Origin of the sequence: Sphingomonas horti (assembly GCF_009753715.1) — a bacterium.
Taxonomy (GTDB): domain Bacteria; phylum Pseudomonadota; class Alphaproteobacteria; order Sphingomonadales; family Sphingomonadaceae; genus Sphingomonas_B; species Sphingomonas_B horti.
This window is the reverse complement of record NZ_WQMS01000011.1, coordinates 17,778-32,265: the sequence shown is the minus strand read 5'-3', so window position 1 is coordinate 32,265 and position 14,488 is coordinate 17,778. Positions and strand designations below refer to the sequence as shown.

Sequence of the window (14,488 nt, the reverse complement as noted above, 5' to 3'; positions counted from 1 at the left end):
CTCCTGCCCAGCAGTCATGCTGAATCAGAAAAACACGCCCGTGTGAATCCCCCGCGATTCAAATCACCTCGAAAACGCTCTAGACCAGCAAGTCCGATCGTATCGAGCGAAGTCGAGATACGTTTCTCGACTTCGCTCGAAGCGAACGGGTGTTTCCCGAGAGATCACTCGGCCGGCTTTTCCGCCAGTTCGGGCTGCAGGTTCGGATCGGTATCCACCTCGACGATGCCGCGGCCTACATGGCTGCGGCTGCGGCTGTAGGCGAAGTAGATCAGCAGGCCGACGGCGCCCCACACGATCAGCACCATCTTGGCCAGCATCGGCAGGTTCAGGTAGAGCCCGATGCAGCCGATGATCGCCAGCGGCGCGATGATGTTCACGGCCGGCGTCCGGAACGGACGGTGACGCGCGGGATCCTTGCGGCGCAGCACCAGCACCGCCAGCGCCACCATCGCAAACGCGAACAGCGTGCCCGAGTTCGAATAGTCGGCAAGCTTGCCCACCGGCAGGAACGCCGCCGCCAGGGTGACGACGATACCGGTGAAGGCAGTCACGACGTGCGGCGTCTTGAACCTCGGATGGACGCTGGCGAGCTTGGCCGGCAGCAGTCCGTCGCGGGCCATCACGAAGAAGATGCGCGTCTGGCCGAACATCATCATCAGCACGACCGAGGGCAGGGCGATGAACGCGGCAATGCCCATCAGGTCGCCCATCCGTTCATAGCCGATCGAGCGCAATACGTGGGCAAGCGCTTCCTTCGAGCAGACGAGCGGCTCGGCCATGCCCGAGGCGATCACCGACTGGCACTTTGCCGTCAGTTCGCTGGTTCCCGGCGCGAGCACGGCCCCGGCAGCGTCGCGCAGCGGCTGCGCGCCGAGCGGCGAGCCGATCGCGCCGGCCGCGACGAGCAGATAGAAGACGGTGCAGAACAGCAGCGATCCGATCAGGCCGATCGGCACGTTGCGCTGCGGATTGACCGTCTCCTCGGCTGCGGTCGAGACTGCGTCGAAGCCGACATAAGCGAAGAAGATCGACGCAGCCGCGCCGACCACGCCGTAGGTGCCCCAGCCGTTCGGGATGAAGGGCTCGAAATGCGCGCCGTTCAGCACCGGTAGCGTCAGGACAACGAAGACCGTCAGTGCGACCACCTTCACCAGCACAAGCAGGGCGGTGAAGCGCGCGCTCTCCTGGGTGCCAAGGATCAGCAGGCCGGTGATCAGCAGCGAGATCACGACCGCGGGGAGGTTGATGATGCCGCCGCTGTCCGGACCCGCCGCGAGTGCCAGCGGGACCTCGACCCCCCAGCTCTTCATGAGACCGACGAAATAGCCGGACCAGCCGACGGCGACGGCGCTGGCGCCCACCGCATATTCGAGGATCAGCGCCCAGCCGACCATCCAGGCGAGCAGCTCGCCCATCACCGCATAGGTGTAGGTGTAGGCGGAGCCCGCGACCGGCACCATCGAGGCGAGCTCCGAGTAGCAGAGCGCGGCGACGGCACAGACCGCGCCCGCGATCACGAAGCTGATCATCATTGCCGGCCCGGCCTTTTGCGCGGCTTCGGCGGTCAAGACGAAGATGCCGGTCCCGATGACGGCGCCGATGCCGAGCAGGGTTAGCTGGAACGCGCCCAGCGTGCGGTGCAGACCCTTCTTCTCGGCAGTGGCAAGAATGGCGTCGAGTGGCTTGGTGCGCCCGAATAGCATGCCTTACGATCCCCTAGTCGCGCGCCGAACAAGCGCGCGTTTGTGGCGGCGGAACCTAGAGGCTATTTAAGCACGCGCAAGATTTATCCGCGCTGAAGGCCGTTCAGCGCGCGAGCATCGGCCCAAGCGGGCGTCCGCCGAAGATGTGGACGTGCAGGTGCGGCACTTCCTGGTGGCTGTCCGGGCCGGAATTGGCCAGCAGCCGGTAGCCGGGCGCGACCAGCCCCGCCTCGCGCGCGACATGGCCGACCGCGCGCACGAAGCCGGCGATCTCCGCATCGCCCGCGCGCGCGGAGAAGTCGTCCCATGAGACATAGGCTCCCTTGGGGATCACCAGAATGTGGTGCGGCGCCTGCGGATTGATGTCGTGAAAGGCGAGCGCGTGCTCGTCCTCATAGACTTTCCGGCAGGGGATTTCGCCGCGGAGGATGCGCGCGAAGATATTGTCCGGGTCATAGGCGGCGGTGGCGTCAACCGGCATTGGCCTTCCTCATCTCCCTGCGCCGGATGCGGTAATGGCGTTTCAGCAGCCGGTCCACCGTGTCGTCCGCGGTCCGCTGCTTGTCCTCGGCTTCGGCGACTTCCTTTTCCAGCGCGTCGCGAATCTCGCAGATTTCCAGGTCGGTCAGATGCTCGATGCCGATGAATTGCTCGCGCGCCTTGTCGACCGAACGGATCAGCTCGTCGAGCTTCGCCTGCATCGCCGATGCATCGCGGTTCTGGCTATTCTGGATCAGGAACACCATCAGGAAGGTGACGATCGTCGTCGACGTGTTGACGATCAGCTGCCACGTGTCGGAATAATGGAATGCCGGCCCGGTCGCTGCCCAGATCACGATCAGCAGCAACGCGACGATGAACGTGATCGGCTGCCCCGATGCGTTGGCGATGCGCGTCGCGATATGCGTGAAGATTCTGTCCATCTGCAGGCATCCGAATGGTCGTAACGCCTGTGCAACGCACGTCGCGCGAAAGGGTGCCGCCGATCAGCGCCCCTGGCTGCGCCAGCGCTTGATCGTCCGCGCCAGGCTGTCTTCCTCTCCGCCGGTGCGCTTCCACAGCTCGGAGAAGAGCGGGTCGCCGGACGCGGGCCGCTTGTGCTCCTCCAGCGTGTCGAGCGCGACGCGGATCGGGATCGCTACGCCTTCGCCGCAGACGATCGCCTCGCGGTTGCGGAGCGCCGGGATCGCATCGAGGAAGCCGCGCGAGCCTTCCGGCATCGCCGCCTTCACGAACGCCTGGTCGCGTTCGTTGTTGAGGCGCATCGCGATGATCGTGCCGCACTGCGACAGGACGCCCTCCGCCAGGTCCGACGGACGCTGCGTGATCAGCCCCAGCGACACGCCGTACTTGCGGCCTTCCTTGGCGATGCGGCTCAGGATGCGGCCCACCGACGACCCGTCGGCATTCCGCTCGTTCGGCACGTAGCGATGCGCTTCCTCGCACACCAGCAGCACCGGCCGCTGCTGCTCGCCGCGCGACCAGATCGCATGGTCGAACACCATCCGGCTCAGCACCGAGACCACGACCGACGTGATTTCCGACGGCACGCCCGACACGTCGATGATCGAGATCGGCTTGCCGTTGCCCGGCAGCCGGAACACGCGGGCGATGAATTCGGCCATGGTGTCGGCGACCAGCATGCCGGAGAACATGAACCCGTAGCGCGGATCGGCCTTGATCTCGTCGATCTTGGTCTTGAGGCGCAGATAGGGCGTGCTGTCCCCCGCCTTGTCGAGCTTGCCCATCTCCAGCTGGATCAGGTTGGTGAGGTCGCTCAGCAGATAGGGAATCGGCGAATCGACGGTCAGCTTGGCGATGCCTTCGGCCGCACGGTTCTTTGCCTTGGCCGCAAGCAGGCACTTGGCGAGGATGTCCGCGTCGAGCTGCCGGTTGGAACCCGACGAGGTGAGGAACACCTCGCAATGTTCCTCGAAGTTCATCAGCCAGTACGGCATCGCCAGGTTGCTGACGTCATAGATCGCGCCGTTGCTCTCGAACGCGACCGAATATTCGCCGTGCGGGTCGATCATCAGGACATGGCCTTCGGGCGCCATCTCGCAGATACGGTGCAGGATCAGCGCCGCCGAGGTGGACTTGCCGGTGCCGGTGGAGCCGAGCAGCGCGAAATGCTTGCCCAGCAGCGCGTCGACGAACAGGGCGCCGCGGACGTCGCGGGTCGGAAAGACCGTTCCGACCTCGATGTGCGGACGGTCCGCCGCTGCATACATCTCCTTCATGTCCAGGCTGCTGACCGGGTGCACTTCCGCTCCCGGGACGGGGTAGCGGGTCACGCCGCGCCGGAACTTGTACAACCGCCCGGTCAGCCTTTCCTCGTCGCCTTCGCCGAGAAAGTCGATCTGGGCCATGATCGTGCCGCCGGTTGGATCGAGCCGCAGCGCGCGCACGCTGGCCACCAGCCACACGGCGCCAACCCGGATCTTGACCTGGCCGCCGACCTGGCCGGCCGCAGCAACGCTCGGATCCGCGTGTTGCGAGAGCCGGTCGATAACCGCCTTGTCGAGCAGGATCTGCGAATTGGATCCGGCGATCTCGAACACCGTTCCGATCGGGGCGCTTGCTGCAATGGCGTGACCTGTGGAGTCGGCGCGGCCGTCATCCTGGAATGGGGCGGGGCTGGGCGTCAGGTCCATGAACAATCCTCGGGCAAGAATGCCGGCGGGATGTACGGCCTTGCCGGTAAAGAAAGTCAGAACCGGCGGAACAATGCGCCCGCAGCCCAGCCGAGCCCGACCGACAAGGCGACGGCCAGCACGCCGTAGATAAAGCCGTGCTCGGCGGCGGCGCGGGCGATATATTCCTCGAACCCGGATTTCTGGATGTTGATGTCGCGGACGGCGGCAGCGATCACGCGCCCGTCCTGGATCAGGAACGTCTCCGCCGTATATGTCCCGACCGGCACGCGCGCCGGGATGCGGATGCGAGCGCGGTAGAGCACGCCATCGGTGATGCGCACAGCGCCCGGCTGCTCGACATACAGGTCGCGGCGCTGGCGAAGGTCGACCAGGCCGTTCTCGAAGCGGTTCGCCTTGTCCGGCGTGTCGGCATCGGCCGGCGACAGCTGGAGGTTGCGGATGCCGAGCTCGTAAATGGCGGCGGTGCGTTCGTCGACAAGCTGGCCGAGCGGGCGGGAGGTCGCGACGGCGTAGAAGGCCGGCGCCGAACGGAAGCTGGCGCTGTCCGCATTCACCCAGATGCCGGCGACCTTCTGCTTCTCGCGCACTCGAATTGGCTCGACCGGGCCCTTGACGACGACGGCGATATCGGCCGGGCGGTCGGGCGCGCGCCCGCCGGGATAGACGATCGCGCCGAACAGCAACAGCTCGGCCCCGGTGAAGCTATAGACGATCTGGATGCTGCGCTGCGACACGTCGGGCACCAGCAGCGGCTTGGTCGCGCCGATCAGTACCGGCGCCAGCAGTGCGAGGAGAGCGGCCGCGCGCCTCACGAGGCCTGCACCGTGTAGATTTCGTCCGGCCGCCAGCCCAGGCCGATCGCCATGCGGATCGCTACCACCAGCACCAGCGCGGCCAGCAGCACGCGCAGGAAATCGGGCTTCACGCGCTGGGCGAGGATCGCACCCAATTGGGCGCCGATCACCGAGCCGACCAGCAACAGCGCCGCCAGTACGATATCGACGGCGTGCGTGGTGATCGAATGGATCAGAGTCGTCGCCGCAGTCACGAACAGGATCTGGAACAGCGAGGTGCCGACCACGACGCGCGTGCCCATGCCGAGCAGGTAGATCATCGCCGGGACCATGATGAAGCCGCCGCCGACGCCCAGCAGCACCGTCAGCACGCCCGTCCCGATCCCCAGCAGCAGCGGCGCGAGCGGCGAGATGTAGAGCCCCGATGCGTAGAAGCGCCAGCGCAGGGGAAGGGCGGCGATCATCGGGTGATGGCGGCGCTTTGCCGCCGGCGCGCCGCCTTCGCGCCGCGTGTGGCGCAGGGTGCGGATCGCATCGCGCATCATCAGCCCGCCGATCCCGCCCAGCAGCAGGACATAGAGCAGGTTGATGACGGTATCGATCTGGCCGGTGGTCTGCAGCAGCCGGAACAGGAACGCGCCGAGCAGCGAGCCGATCATGCCGCCCCCCACCAACACCCACCCCATCTGCACGTCGACACCGCCGCGGCGGAAATGCGCGAACACGCCGGAAACGCTTGCGCCCGTCACCTGGCTTGCGGCCGAAGCGGCCGCGACGGTCGGAGGGATGCCGTAAAAGATCAGCAGGGGCGTGGTCAGGAACCCGCCGCCGACGCCGAACAGGCCGGAAAGCACGCCCACGCCAAGACCCAGCGCAACGATCACGAGCGCATTCACGGACAGGTTCGCGATCGGCAGGTAAAGGTCCATGCGCTTCCCGTTATCGGCCGCGACGGTCCTATCGGGCGAAAGGACGAAGCGAAAGCGCGTTCAGAAGTCGGCGCCGATCGAAAGCGCCGGGCCCGAGCCCGGCTGCGCCCGGCCGGCGACCCTGAAGCGCCATTCCGCGGCAAGGCGCAGGCTGCCGTTTCGCACCGGGGCGTGCGCGACGAGCTGCGGGCCCAGGTCGAGCCGCGAAACGCCCGGCTGTGCGCCGCCCCAGGCTCCCGCGCCGGCAGCCAGCCGGAACCGTGCCGACCCGGCGAGCGTCCGCTCGGCGCGGAATGCGGCGTCGACATAGGCGTCGCGCCGCTTCGTGCCGACCAGTCCGGCCTGGGCATAGCCGTCCAGGCGAACCTGGAGGGGCAGCGCTACCGCGCCGCCGCCGAAAACTCCGGCGGCAAAGGCGTCGCGCCCGCCGCCATCGAGCCCGGCTCGGCGCTCGATCGAGACGGTCACCGGAATCCGGCGCGCCGGCCGCCAATCGAGCGCGACCGCCGCTTCATTGCCGAGCCGCGAGCGAAGCGGACCCGACAGTCGCACTGCGGCCGCGAAGCCGGATCCAAGGTCATAGCGGGCCCGGACGCCTGCCTGGCTGCCGCCGAGCTGACCCGCCGAGGCGAGGCCCGGTCCCGCCTCCCCGCGCACGATCGTCCATACCGTCAGGCCGAGACGTTCCCGGTCACGCGCGGCCGTGGGCCCGGGCGGAAAGCTCGGGGCGATGAAGCGGCGCGGTACGGCCGCCGAGGCCGTCGCCGCCTCGCTCCTGTCCGGCAATGGCGCCGTCGGGTCCGCGGGGGTTCCGGAAGTTGAACGAGTGGGCCGGTCGGTTCGGGCGACAGCGATCGGAAGGGACACGGCTCCCGCCATGGCTCTCGCCGACCCGCCGGCCGGCGAAGGCGCGGTAAGGGCAGGCTGCCACGCGATGCGGCGCGGCGATGCCTGTACATAATCGCTTTCCGGCCACAGCATCACCGCCCTCAGGCCCGCCCAGCCGGCGGCAACGATGAACAGGAACGCGACCGGCCCGACCCTCATTCCGCCGGAATCGCCTTCGGAAAGCTGTGCTCCGTCTTGTCCCAGACCAGCGGCGCACCGCGCGCCAGCCGCAGATAGGACTGGAGCGCGCGCCGCGCCGAGGCCATCGCGATGAAGTTGCCGAGCAGCACGCGCGGGATCGAACGCAGCCCCTCGACCCAGCCATAGGCATGCGTGACGAAGGCGGCCCGAACCAGCAGCCGCCAGAGCATCAATGCCGCGCAGACCGCGAACAGGCCGGCTTCGACGGCATTGAAGGCCGGCGCGGCGCCGGTCCAGCTCAGCACTGTCCAACTCGCGCCCGACAGATAAGCGCAGAGCAGCACCAGCGCGGCGAGAATCGCCCGGCGATCGCGAAAGCGCATCCAATGCTCGGTCCAGCTTCCGCGCCAGCCGAGCCGAGTCCAGCCGGAGAGCGCGATTCCGGCTTGCCAGCGTGCCTTCTGTCGGACGGCAGCGGCGATCGTGTCCGGAAAATGGGCGCGCACCGCCACCGCCGCGCCGCCGGCCCGGCCGGGCAGCCGCACGAAAACGCCGCGCCCGCCCAGCTCGCGGATCCGAAGCCCGAGCTCGTAATCCTCGGTGACGCTGCCCGCGTCGAACGGTGTGCCGTGGCGCGCGGCGACCCGCTCCAGCACGGCACGCGAGAAAGCGCACCCGACCCCCGCCGACGGTACGCCGGCGCCGATCGCCTCACGGACGGTCAGCTGCTTGCCATGGCTCTCCGCGAATTCGTCGGCATAGGTGCTGGAGACGGCGCGCGCCCACCAGCCGCGCTCCCGCTCGATCAGCGGCAGCACGGGCAGCTGCACCAGGTCAAACCGCCCGCACAGCGCGGCGAAGATGCCGATCTCGGCGGGATGCACGACGTCCTCCGCATCGTGCAGCGCGATCGCCGCGACCGGGGTGCCATCCGCCAGCAGCGCGCGCCACATCGCGTTCAGATTGTCCGCCTTGGTCGTCGGCCCGGGCCTTGGATTCGGTATTATGTAGCAAATGCACCACGCGGATGATAGATGTAATCGTGCGCGATGGCTAAAACATGCGTATGCAGGACTCAGGCTATACGCTCACCCTATCCGGCCTCATTCGCAAGCGCGCGGAGCTGGTCGCGGACATCAACGGCGCTCGGGATCGGCTGTCGGATATGATGTCCAGCCTCGACGTGCTCGACCAGGCCATCCGCATCTTCAAGCCAGACATAGACTTTGAGGCGCTACCGGTGCGCCGCGTCCCGCCGCCGCACGTCGCGTTCCGGGGCGAGTTGGCGCGCTTCCTGATCGACTACATGCGCAAGGCCGGGAAGCCGCTGAACACGCGGGAGCTGGCGGTTGCGGTTATGGACGCGCGGCGGCTGAACGTGGCTGACGCGATCCTGCTCACGAAGATCACGCACCGCGTCGGCAACTCGCTCCGCAAGCTGCGGTCAAAGGGCTTCGTCGCGAACGAACGGGACGCGCCGAGCGGGAAGCCAGGGGCGATGCAGCGTTGGTGGTTAGTTCAGAAGGGGCGCGTCACGCATGAGGAAGCGCGGGTGGTGACGGGTTAAGCCCCGCCGTCAATCTGCTGCTGATAAAGCGCCGGCATTCTGGCGACCGTGGCGCCGTTCTTAAGAACAGTCCGGGGAAGTTGGTGCGCATAGAGTCTTCCTGGCTTGAGTGGGACTCTATCGTCCACAACATTTCCAAGCTCTCGTGCCATCTGGCCGCGTCCAGGCGGGGCAGATAGAGTCACGTGAATTTCTGGAAAGAGTTGGTGAAGCCACTTTACTAACGGAACTTGGTCGCTGTCTGCGGTGACAAGAATCGCACGATTCACGCGGCGGCGAATGGCGTCCGCCATTAGAGTCGTCGCGATTGCAACATCAGTTTGCTTCTCTTCGAATCTTTTACAGTGCTGGTTCATCACGTGGCAAAACTTAGGCGTCTTGCGAAAGTTTGACTCGACAATGGTCACCCCGACCGCTTCCTGAGCCGCCATAAAGTTCCGGTGTCTTTTCTGTTTCTCTCGATCCCAAGTTAATACTGCTGTGAAGAAATAAACGTCCTCTAGTATTTCTTTGGGCTTGAGGAACGATTCGGCGAGGGATCGGAAGTTGAGCCACTTGAGGCGTGGATCGTTCATCTCCGCGACGGCATGATAGAGATTGAATCCGTCGATGTAGACGCACACCTTTTTAGGCGGTTCGTCTGTTGACACTTTGTCAACCCCTTCCTATATAGGCCCTACAGTATCTACCCGTCGGGCTTGCTCGGCGGAAAGGGGGGACTAACCTTCGGGTTGGCCCCCCTACCTATTTCAGCGGCTTAGCTTCTTAGGCGGCGCGCTGCCAGTATCCCGCCCATTTGCGCGACACTGGCGCGTCCATCGCTGCTGCACCGACCAGAGTAGCCTGCATACCATTCGGCACGCGGCGGTGTTCTTCGCGCCAGCCCATTTCGCTCGCATAGGCGTTCAGATACGGCCCCGCGATGTGGTGGTGCGTGCCGATCTCGGCGCGGCGGAGACGGCTGAAATAGCTCTCCGCCATGTTCGTGCAGGCGGCACCGTCCGAATAGCAGACGCTGTGGTTGATCCGGCGCGTTTCAAAGGCCGCGTGCAGATCATCCCAATGCGACGCTTCATCGGCATGAACGGTCGCGCGGCCGTCGATGTGGGCGAGGATCATGTTTGAGCCCTTCGCCTCGCTCTTGGCGGTGACGGTCACGATATCACCACCACGCTCGCGAGCGACGACGACCGACTGACGCTTGCCTGAACGGTTCGCCAGAAGGCGACGATCGCGGCGCGCTTCCTTGTAGTTCGCCGGCTTCACATAGCCGCCGAAATAGGCACCATCGACCTCGACAACGCCGTCCAGAACCGCCTTCGCGTTCTCAGCCTGCATGGCCTCGCGCAGCTTGTGCGTGAGAACGAACGCCGTCTTGTATTGCACGTCCAGGTCGCGGGAGAGCTGGAGCGCGGCAACGCCCTTCGCGCCGTTCACGAAGATCGCGATAGCCGCCAGCAGATCGACGAACGAAAGCTTCCGGCTCGCGAAGATCGTGCCCGATGTGACGCTGAACTGGTGGTGGCAACCGACGCACTTGAAGCGACGCCGGGACGTGATGCTGTAGGTTTCGCAGCAGCCACAGCGCGGGCAAACCGCCTCGCCATCCGTTTCGGGCCAGCGCAGCTCGCAAAAGATCTGATAGGCCTGATCGTCCGTCATGCGGAACACGCCCTTGAGGCTCAGGGTGCGGGCTTGCGAAGAGAGGAGGAAGTGTTGCATTGCCATCGTATCCAGTGCTTATGCATCGGATATAGTGGCATCACGCCATCTTGCGCAAGTACGAATGCATCTGATATGATGGCATTTGCGACGAACGGAGTGCAAACGTGGCCGATACGGAATGGGAAGCCAAGGTGAAGGGCCTGCTGAAGGCGGAGCTGAAGCGCCGGAACGTCACCTATGCGCAGCTGGTCGATAAACTGAAGGCTGTCGGAGTCGTGGACTCTGAGCCGAATATCAGGAACAAGCTGGCGCGGGGCAAATTCACAGCGGTGTTTCTGATCCAATGCCTAGAGGCTATCGGAGCGTCCTCATTGCGGCTGTCGGATGGCTGATCCTTGCGGCTTCACCACCAGGGCACAAAGCCGAGACCGAACACCAGCAAGCTAGCCATGACGTATCCGATGCAGTGAACCGCGCTGCGACGGCGCTGGAGAAACAAAACGATCCCTCGCCACTGGAGCAGCCATGCAAGCCCGGTGAAAACAACCGTGGCTCCGATCTTTGCGCTCAATGGAAGGCTGCGGATGCTGCGGCTGACAGCGCCCTGTGGACGGAGCGCACTTTCTACCTCGCCATTATCGGCACCTTGATAGGCGGGCTTACCCTTGCCGCCGCCTTCGCCGCCGCCAAGTTCGCTCGGGACGCCGCTATCGAGACGAGGCGCGGGGCAAGCGCGGCCGAACAAGCCATAGAAGAGGCGCGGCGCATCGGCGAAGCGCAGACCAAGGCCTATCTGTCGATCAGTTCCTTGGGAGCGCGATGGACTGACGGTGGGGTCGTTTTTCGAACCATCGTGCAGAATAGCGGCCAATCGCCCGCTTTGGCAGCTCAGGTCATGCTTAAGATCGTTGATGGGGACGGGGTGGCGCATCGCGTCCTCCCTGAACATGACCATCACATTCCGGCTCAGAGCTCGACTGAACTGGCCAATTGCTATTTCCTGCACCCAACTGTGCACGAATGGGCCGGCATCATTGTCATAGCGAAGGTGTCCTACGCCGACGTTTTTGAGCGCATCGATGGCATTGAGGACCGGTTCGCCGATCTTACCAAGGATTGGGACCGCAGCGAGTTCACTGAACTGACGAAAGCCATGCACGTCGCTAGCCTTCTCCGGGCTCGCGGACCCGAGGATTCCGATGGCACCGCAGATGATGATACTCACCCTCGAGAGGCGTGATATACGCCTACGCATTGGTGCATTTGCTACATAATACCGCTTGGATTGAGCACGAGCCGGACCTTGCGAGAATGGGCAGCCACGGCTTCGACAACGGCGCGCGTGTCCGGGTCGTTGGAGTAGCATCCGACATAGACACGGCAATCGGCATCGCGCCAACGCTGGAGCGCGGTCTCCAGCATCGCGCCGATCACCGCGGCTTCGCGCCACGCCGGCACGAATATGGCCACGGTGCCGCGACCCGATATCTGCTCGGCATCCGCGCGTTCATATCGGGTGTAGACGGCGATTCGCCGCCACAGTGTCCGCGCGATCCAGATCAGGTCGACGGCCAGATCGTCGATCCCGCCGATCGCAATGCCCACCGCCGCGAACAGCGCCAGCTCACGCGTTGCCTGCGCGATCCCCCAGATCGCCCACTCGGCAGTCCCCATGCCGATTCCCCCCGTTCGTTACGGGGTCTTCACGAACTTCGGCCCGCGAAGCAACCCCTTAGCGGGCGAGCGCCTCTTCGGCCGCGGTGAAGGCAGACCGGCCCTTGGGCGCATCGGCGGGCACGGCCGTCACGAAATAGGCAACGCCGCGCCCGCTTGCCCGGTCGACCCAGAGGTCGGAGCGAAGGCCATAGGCCTCGCCCGAATGGCCGATCCGCCGCGCCCCGTCGCCGAACGGGTCGTCCTTGCAGCTGGGCGTCGCCAGGCTGTGCACGGCAAGGCCATAGGTGCAGTAATAACCCTTCTCCGTGTCGCCATTGGTGCCGTCGAAACGCCATTCCGGGCCGATCAGCAGCGCGACCGAAGCGGACGACAGGAATCCCTCGCCGTCCTTCAGCAGCATCTGCCCGATTCGAGCCAGGCCGGCTGCCGAGATGCGCGCGCCTCCCTGCGGGCTGAACAGCGCGCCGTTGCTGCCCGGCACATAATGCGAGAGGTCGCAGGCCGGATCGGGCGACAGCACCGGGCAATCCGGCCGCTTGTCCTTCAGGTCGTCGCGCGTGACCGCACCTTTTTCGTCGCGCAAGGTGACCGCGCGCGCGACCGCGGCATCGCTGCACGTCGTCCAATTGAAGCAGGCGTCGATCGTCAGCGGCTGAAACACCAGCCGCGCCATCAACCGGTCGAATCGCTCGCCGGTCGCCGCTTCCATGACCGACGCGACGACGGGGAAGTTGATGTTCCCGTACCGGAAGAAGCTGCCGGGCGGATGCTCGGCGTCCCACGCCTTGGGATCGGCAAGCGTTTCGCGCAGCGTCTTTCCCAGCGGGATCGCGTAGTCGACGTCATCCTTCAGGCTCGAGGTATGCGACAGCAGCAGCCGCAGCGTGATCGGCCGGTCGGGGAAGGCCGGATTGCGCAGGGCCCAGCCCAGCCAGCGCGACACGTCGCTGTCGAGGTCGAGCGTGCCGGCTTCCACCAGCCGCATCACGCCCAAAGCCGTGATCAGCTTGGAGATCGAGGCGATCCGCACCGGATCGTCGGCCCCTGCCCCGCGCGCCTCGACGCCGGTGATCCGATCGCGATCGAACGCGACCCGCACCGCCACGCTCGGCGGGCTCGGCCGCGGCAGGGTGGCGCAGGCCGACAGCAAAGCGGTTGCGGCGAGGATCAGGAGCCTTATGCGGGTCATTTCGGGCGGAGAATGGCGGCAGAGCATGGGGCGCGCAATCGGTCGGTTGATGAAATGGCTGGGAACGGCCGTGCTGTTCGCGATCGTGGCGCTCTGCCTCGCGATCGTGCTGATCCCGCCGTTCCTCGACCGTGTCTATTATCGCGGGCCCGTCAGCAGCCATTTCGACGGGAAGCGCTTCTTCAATCCGGACGGAGACGACACGCTCCGCCCGCCGGCCGGCCGGAGCCGCGGCAGTTTCCTGCTGCGATACGTGACCGGCAGCGACGACCGCCCGGCTTGGCCCGAGCAAGTGGCAGTGACGCCAAGCCGTCCGCCGGCGCGCGTCGAAGGCGAGCGCATGCTCGTCACCTGGGTCGGCCATGCGACAATGCTGGTGCAGACAGCCGGCCTCAATATCCTGACCGATCCGGTGTGGAGCGACACCGCCGGCCCGTTCGGCTTCGGCCCGCGCCGCGTGACTCGGCCCGGCGTGCGGTTCGAGGATTTGCCGAAGATCGACCTCGTCCTCGTCAGCCACAATCACTATGATCATCTCGACTTGGCGACGCTCAAGCGGCTGTGGGACCGTGACAAGCCATATATCGTAACGCCACTGGGTAACGACGCCATCATTCGATCGGCGGGGATTCCCAGCTCACAAAGAGTGACGGACTGCTCGGCGTGTCCTGGGGTGGAAGCTTTAGACTGGGGTCAATTTCAAGCGATCGGCAAAGGACCAGCCGACACCGAAGCACAACGTGAACGGATGCCGGCCGTGATCGTCACCCGCAACCATCATTGGGACAGCCGCTGGTTCACCGATCGCAATCGCGCGCTCTGGTCCAGCTTCGTCGTGCGGCTGCCGAGCGGCGGTAATCTGTTCTTCGCCGGCGACACCGGCCTGGGCGACGGCAAATGGCCTGAGGAAGCCGCGCGCTACGGCCCGATCCGCCTCGCGCTGATCCCGATCGGCGCGTTTCGGTTCGAGCCCGGGCAGATGGGCATCGGCAGCCATATCGGGCCGATCGACGCTGCGACCGTGTTCCAGCGCCTCGGCGCGTCCCATGCGATCGGCATTCACTGGGGCACGTTCCGCCTCAGCTACGAAGCCTATGACACGCCGCCTAGGCTGCTGCGCGAGGTGATGCGCTGCCGGGGCTATCCGGGCGGCCTGTTCGATACGGTCACGATCGGCCGTCCCGTCGAGATCGCGCCCTATGCCGCGCCGCCCGCTGCGCGCCCGCTCGACCCGGCTTGCCTCGACACCCCAGCCGTGCAAGCGCTCCGCTGACC

16 protein-coding genes are annotated in these 14,488 nt (G+C 65.7%); 4 read left to right on the top strand and 12 right to left on the bottom strand.

Translation table 11 applies throughout. From position 1 onward, the window contains the following. Window positions 1–164: 164 nt before the first annotated feature. The 8 genes from GON01_RS09415 to GON01_RS09380 form a co-directional block, all read right to left on the bottom strand. A complete protein-coding gene (locus GON01_RS09415; RefSeq protein WP_157027129.1) occupies window positions 165–1,706 on the bottom strand; it encodes an amino acid permease in 1,542 nt (513 codons plus the stop codon). A 103-nt stretch (window positions 1,707–1,809) separates the two neighbouring features. Next, window positions 1,810–2,187 carry a histidine triad nucleotide-binding protein gene (locus GON01_RS09410; RefSeq protein WP_157027128.1) on the bottom strand — a complete coding sequence of 126 codons (378 nt, stop codon included), beginning with the start codon at window positions 2,185–2,187 and terminating at the stop codon, window positions 1,810–1,812. Next, entirely contained in the window at window positions 2,177–2,629 is a 453-nt protein-coding gene (locus GON01_RS09405) for a low affinity iron permease family protein (protein ID WP_157027127.1), read from the bottom strand. The genes GON01_RS09410 and GON01_RS09405 overlap by 11 nt, the downstream gene beginning before the upstream one ends. 63 nt (window positions 2,630–2,692) lie before the next feature. After that, window positions 2,693–4,360, bottom strand: a complete 1,668-nt coding sequence (locus GON01_RS09400; RefSeq protein WP_157027126.1) for an ATP-binding protein — start codon at window positions 4,358–4,360, stop codon at window positions 2,693–2,695. Window positions 4,361–4,416: 56 nt separating this feature from the next. Then, window positions 4,417–5,175: a TIGR02186 family protein gene (locus GON01_RS09395; RefSeq protein ID WP_181600277.1), complete on the bottom strand. Its 759-nt coding sequence runs from the start codon at window positions 5,173–5,175 to the stop codon at window positions 4,417–4,419. Further along, window positions 5,172–6,086 (bottom strand): sulfite exporter TauE/SafE family protein, encoded by a 915-nt coding sequence (locus GON01_RS09390; RefSeq protein ID WP_157027125.1) that lies wholly within the window; start codon window positions 6,084–6,086, stop codon window positions 5,172–5,174. Before GON01_RS09390 ends, GON01_RS09395 begins: the two co-directional genes overlap by 4 nt. A 60-nt stretch (window positions 6,087–6,146) precedes the next feature. Continuing rightward, window positions 6,147–7,133, bottom strand: coding sequence for a hypothetical protein (locus tag GON01_RS09385; RefSeq protein WP_157027124.1), 987 nt, complete (start codon window positions 7,131–7,133; stop codon window positions 6,147–6,149). Continuing rightward, window positions 7,130–8,119: a glycosyltransferase family 2 protein gene (locus GON01_RS09380; protein WP_309503909.1), complete on the bottom strand. Its 990-nt coding sequence runs from the start codon at window positions 8,117–8,119 to the stop codon at window positions 7,130–7,132. The genes GON01_RS09385 and GON01_RS09380 overlap by 4 nt, the downstream gene beginning before the upstream one ends. A gap of 56 nt (window positions 8,120–8,175) precedes the next feature. On the opposite strand from GON01_RS09380, the gene GON01_RS09375 reads away from it, so the two are divergent. Continuing rightward, window positions 8,176–8,682 (top strand): hypothetical protein, encoded by a 507-nt coding sequence (locus GON01_RS09375; protein WP_157027122.1) that lies wholly within the window; start codon window positions 8,176–8,178, stop codon window positions 8,680–8,682. Here the strand turns inward: GON01_RS09375 and GON01_RS09370 are convergent. Both GON01_RS09370 and GON01_RS09365 read right to left on the bottom strand, forming a co-directional pair. After that, the gene (locus GON01_RS09370) at window positions 8,679–9,332 is read right to left on the bottom strand and encodes an NYN domain-containing protein (protein WP_157027121.1); all 654 of its coding nucleotides are present in this window, start codon (window positions 9,330–9,332) and stop codon (window positions 8,679–8,681) included. The genes GON01_RS09375 and GON01_RS09370 overlap by 4 nt on opposite strands. Window positions 9,333–9,447: 115 nt before the next feature. Next, a complete protein-coding gene (locus GON01_RS09365; RefSeq protein ID WP_157027120.1) occupies window positions 9,448–10,404 on the bottom strand; it encodes an IS1595 family transposase in 957 nt (318 codons plus the stop codon). A gap of 107 nt (window positions 10,405–10,511) precedes the next feature. On the opposite strand from GON01_RS09365, the gene GON01_RS09360 reads away from it, so the two are divergent. Beyond that, window positions 10,512–10,739 (top strand): DUF6471 domain-containing protein, encoded by a 228-nt coding sequence (locus GON01_RS09360; RefSeq protein ID WP_181600275.1) that lies wholly within the window; start codon window positions 10,512–10,514, stop codon window positions 10,737–10,739. Between the two features lie 74 nt (window positions 10,740–10,813). Beyond that, a complete protein-coding gene (locus GON01_RS09355; RefSeq protein WP_157027119.1) occupies window positions 10,814–11,587 on the top strand; it encodes a hypothetical protein in 774 nt (257 codons plus the stop codon). A gap of 26 nt (window positions 11,588–11,613) precedes the next feature. On the opposite strand, the gene GON01_RS09350 is transcribed toward GON01_RS09355, so the two are convergent. Both GON01_RS09350 and GON01_RS09345 read right to left on the bottom strand, forming a co-directional pair. Next, window positions 11,614–12,021 carry a glycosyltransferase gene (locus GON01_RS09350; RefSeq protein WP_157027118.1) on the bottom strand — a complete coding sequence of 136 codons (408 nt, stop codon included), beginning with the start codon at window positions 12,019–12,021 and terminating at the stop codon, window positions 11,614–11,616. A 58-nt stretch (window positions 12,022–12,079) separates the two neighbouring features. Further along, window positions 12,080–13,213 carry a serine hydrolase domain-containing protein gene (locus GON01_RS09345; RefSeq protein ID WP_157027117.1) on the bottom strand — a complete coding sequence of 378 codons (1,134 nt, stop codon included), beginning with the start codon at window positions 13,211–13,213 and terminating at the stop codon, window positions 12,080–12,082. Between the two features lie 25 nt (window positions 13,214–13,238). On the opposite strand from GON01_RS09345, the gene GON01_RS09340 reads away from it, so the two are divergent. Then, the gene (locus tag GON01_RS09340; RefSeq protein WP_157027116.1) at window positions 13,239–14,486 is read left to right on the top strand and encodes an MBL fold metallo-hydrolase; all 1,248 of its coding nucleotides are present in this window, start codon (window positions 13,239–13,241) and stop codon (window positions 14,484–14,486) included. Window positions 14,487–14,488 lie beyond the last annotated feature (2 nt).

What these genes read in the sequence shown, in the direction of transcription:
- GON01_RS09365 (WP_157027120.1), bottom strand. Translation starts at nt 10,404, where the DNA reads ATGCAACACTTCCTCCTCTCTTCGCAAGCCCGCACCCTGAGCCTCAAG.
- GON01_RS09410 (WP_157027128.1), bottom strand. Translation starts at nt 2,187, where the DNA reads ATGCCGGTTGACGCCACCGCCGCCTATGACCCGGACAATATCTTCGCG.
- GON01_RS09345 (WP_157027117.1), bottom strand. Translation starts at nt 13,213, where the DNA reads ATGACCCGCATAAGGCTCCTGATCCTCGCCGCAACCGCTTTGCTGTCG.
- GON01_RS09415 (WP_157027129.1), bottom strand. Translation starts at nt 1,706, where the DNA reads ATGCTATTCGGGCGCACCAAGCCACTCGACGCCATTCTTGCCACTGCC.
- GON01_RS09390 (WP_157027125.1), bottom strand. Translation starts at nt 6,086, where the DNA reads ATGGACCTTTACCTGCCGATCGCGAACCTGTCCGTGAATGCGCTCGTG.
- GON01_RS09385 (WP_157027124.1), bottom strand. Translation starts at nt 7,133, where the DNA reads ATGAGGGTCGGGCCGGTCGCGTTCCTGTTCATCGTTGCCGCCGGCTGG.
- GON01_RS09350 (WP_157027118.1), bottom strand. Translation starts at nt 12,021, where the DNA reads ATGGGGACTGCCGAGTGGGCGATCTGGGGGATCGCGCAGGCAACGCGT.
- GON01_RS09400 (WP_157027126.1), bottom strand. Translation starts at nt 4,360, where the DNA reads ATGGACCTGACGCCCAGCCCCGCCCCATTCCAGGATGACGGCCGCGCC.
- GON01_RS09340 (WP_157027116.1), top strand. Translation starts at nt 13,239, where the DNA reads ATGGGGCGCGCAATCGGTCGGTTGATGAAATGGCTGGGAACGGCCGTG.
- GON01_RS09405 (WP_157027127.1), bottom strand. Translation starts at nt 2,629, where the DNA reads ATGGACAGAATCTTCACGCATATCGCGACGCGCATCGCCAACGCATCG.
- GON01_RS09375 (WP_157027122.1), top strand. Translation starts at nt 8,176, where the DNA reads ATGCGTATGCAGGACTCAGGCTATACGCTCACCCTATCCGGCCTCATT.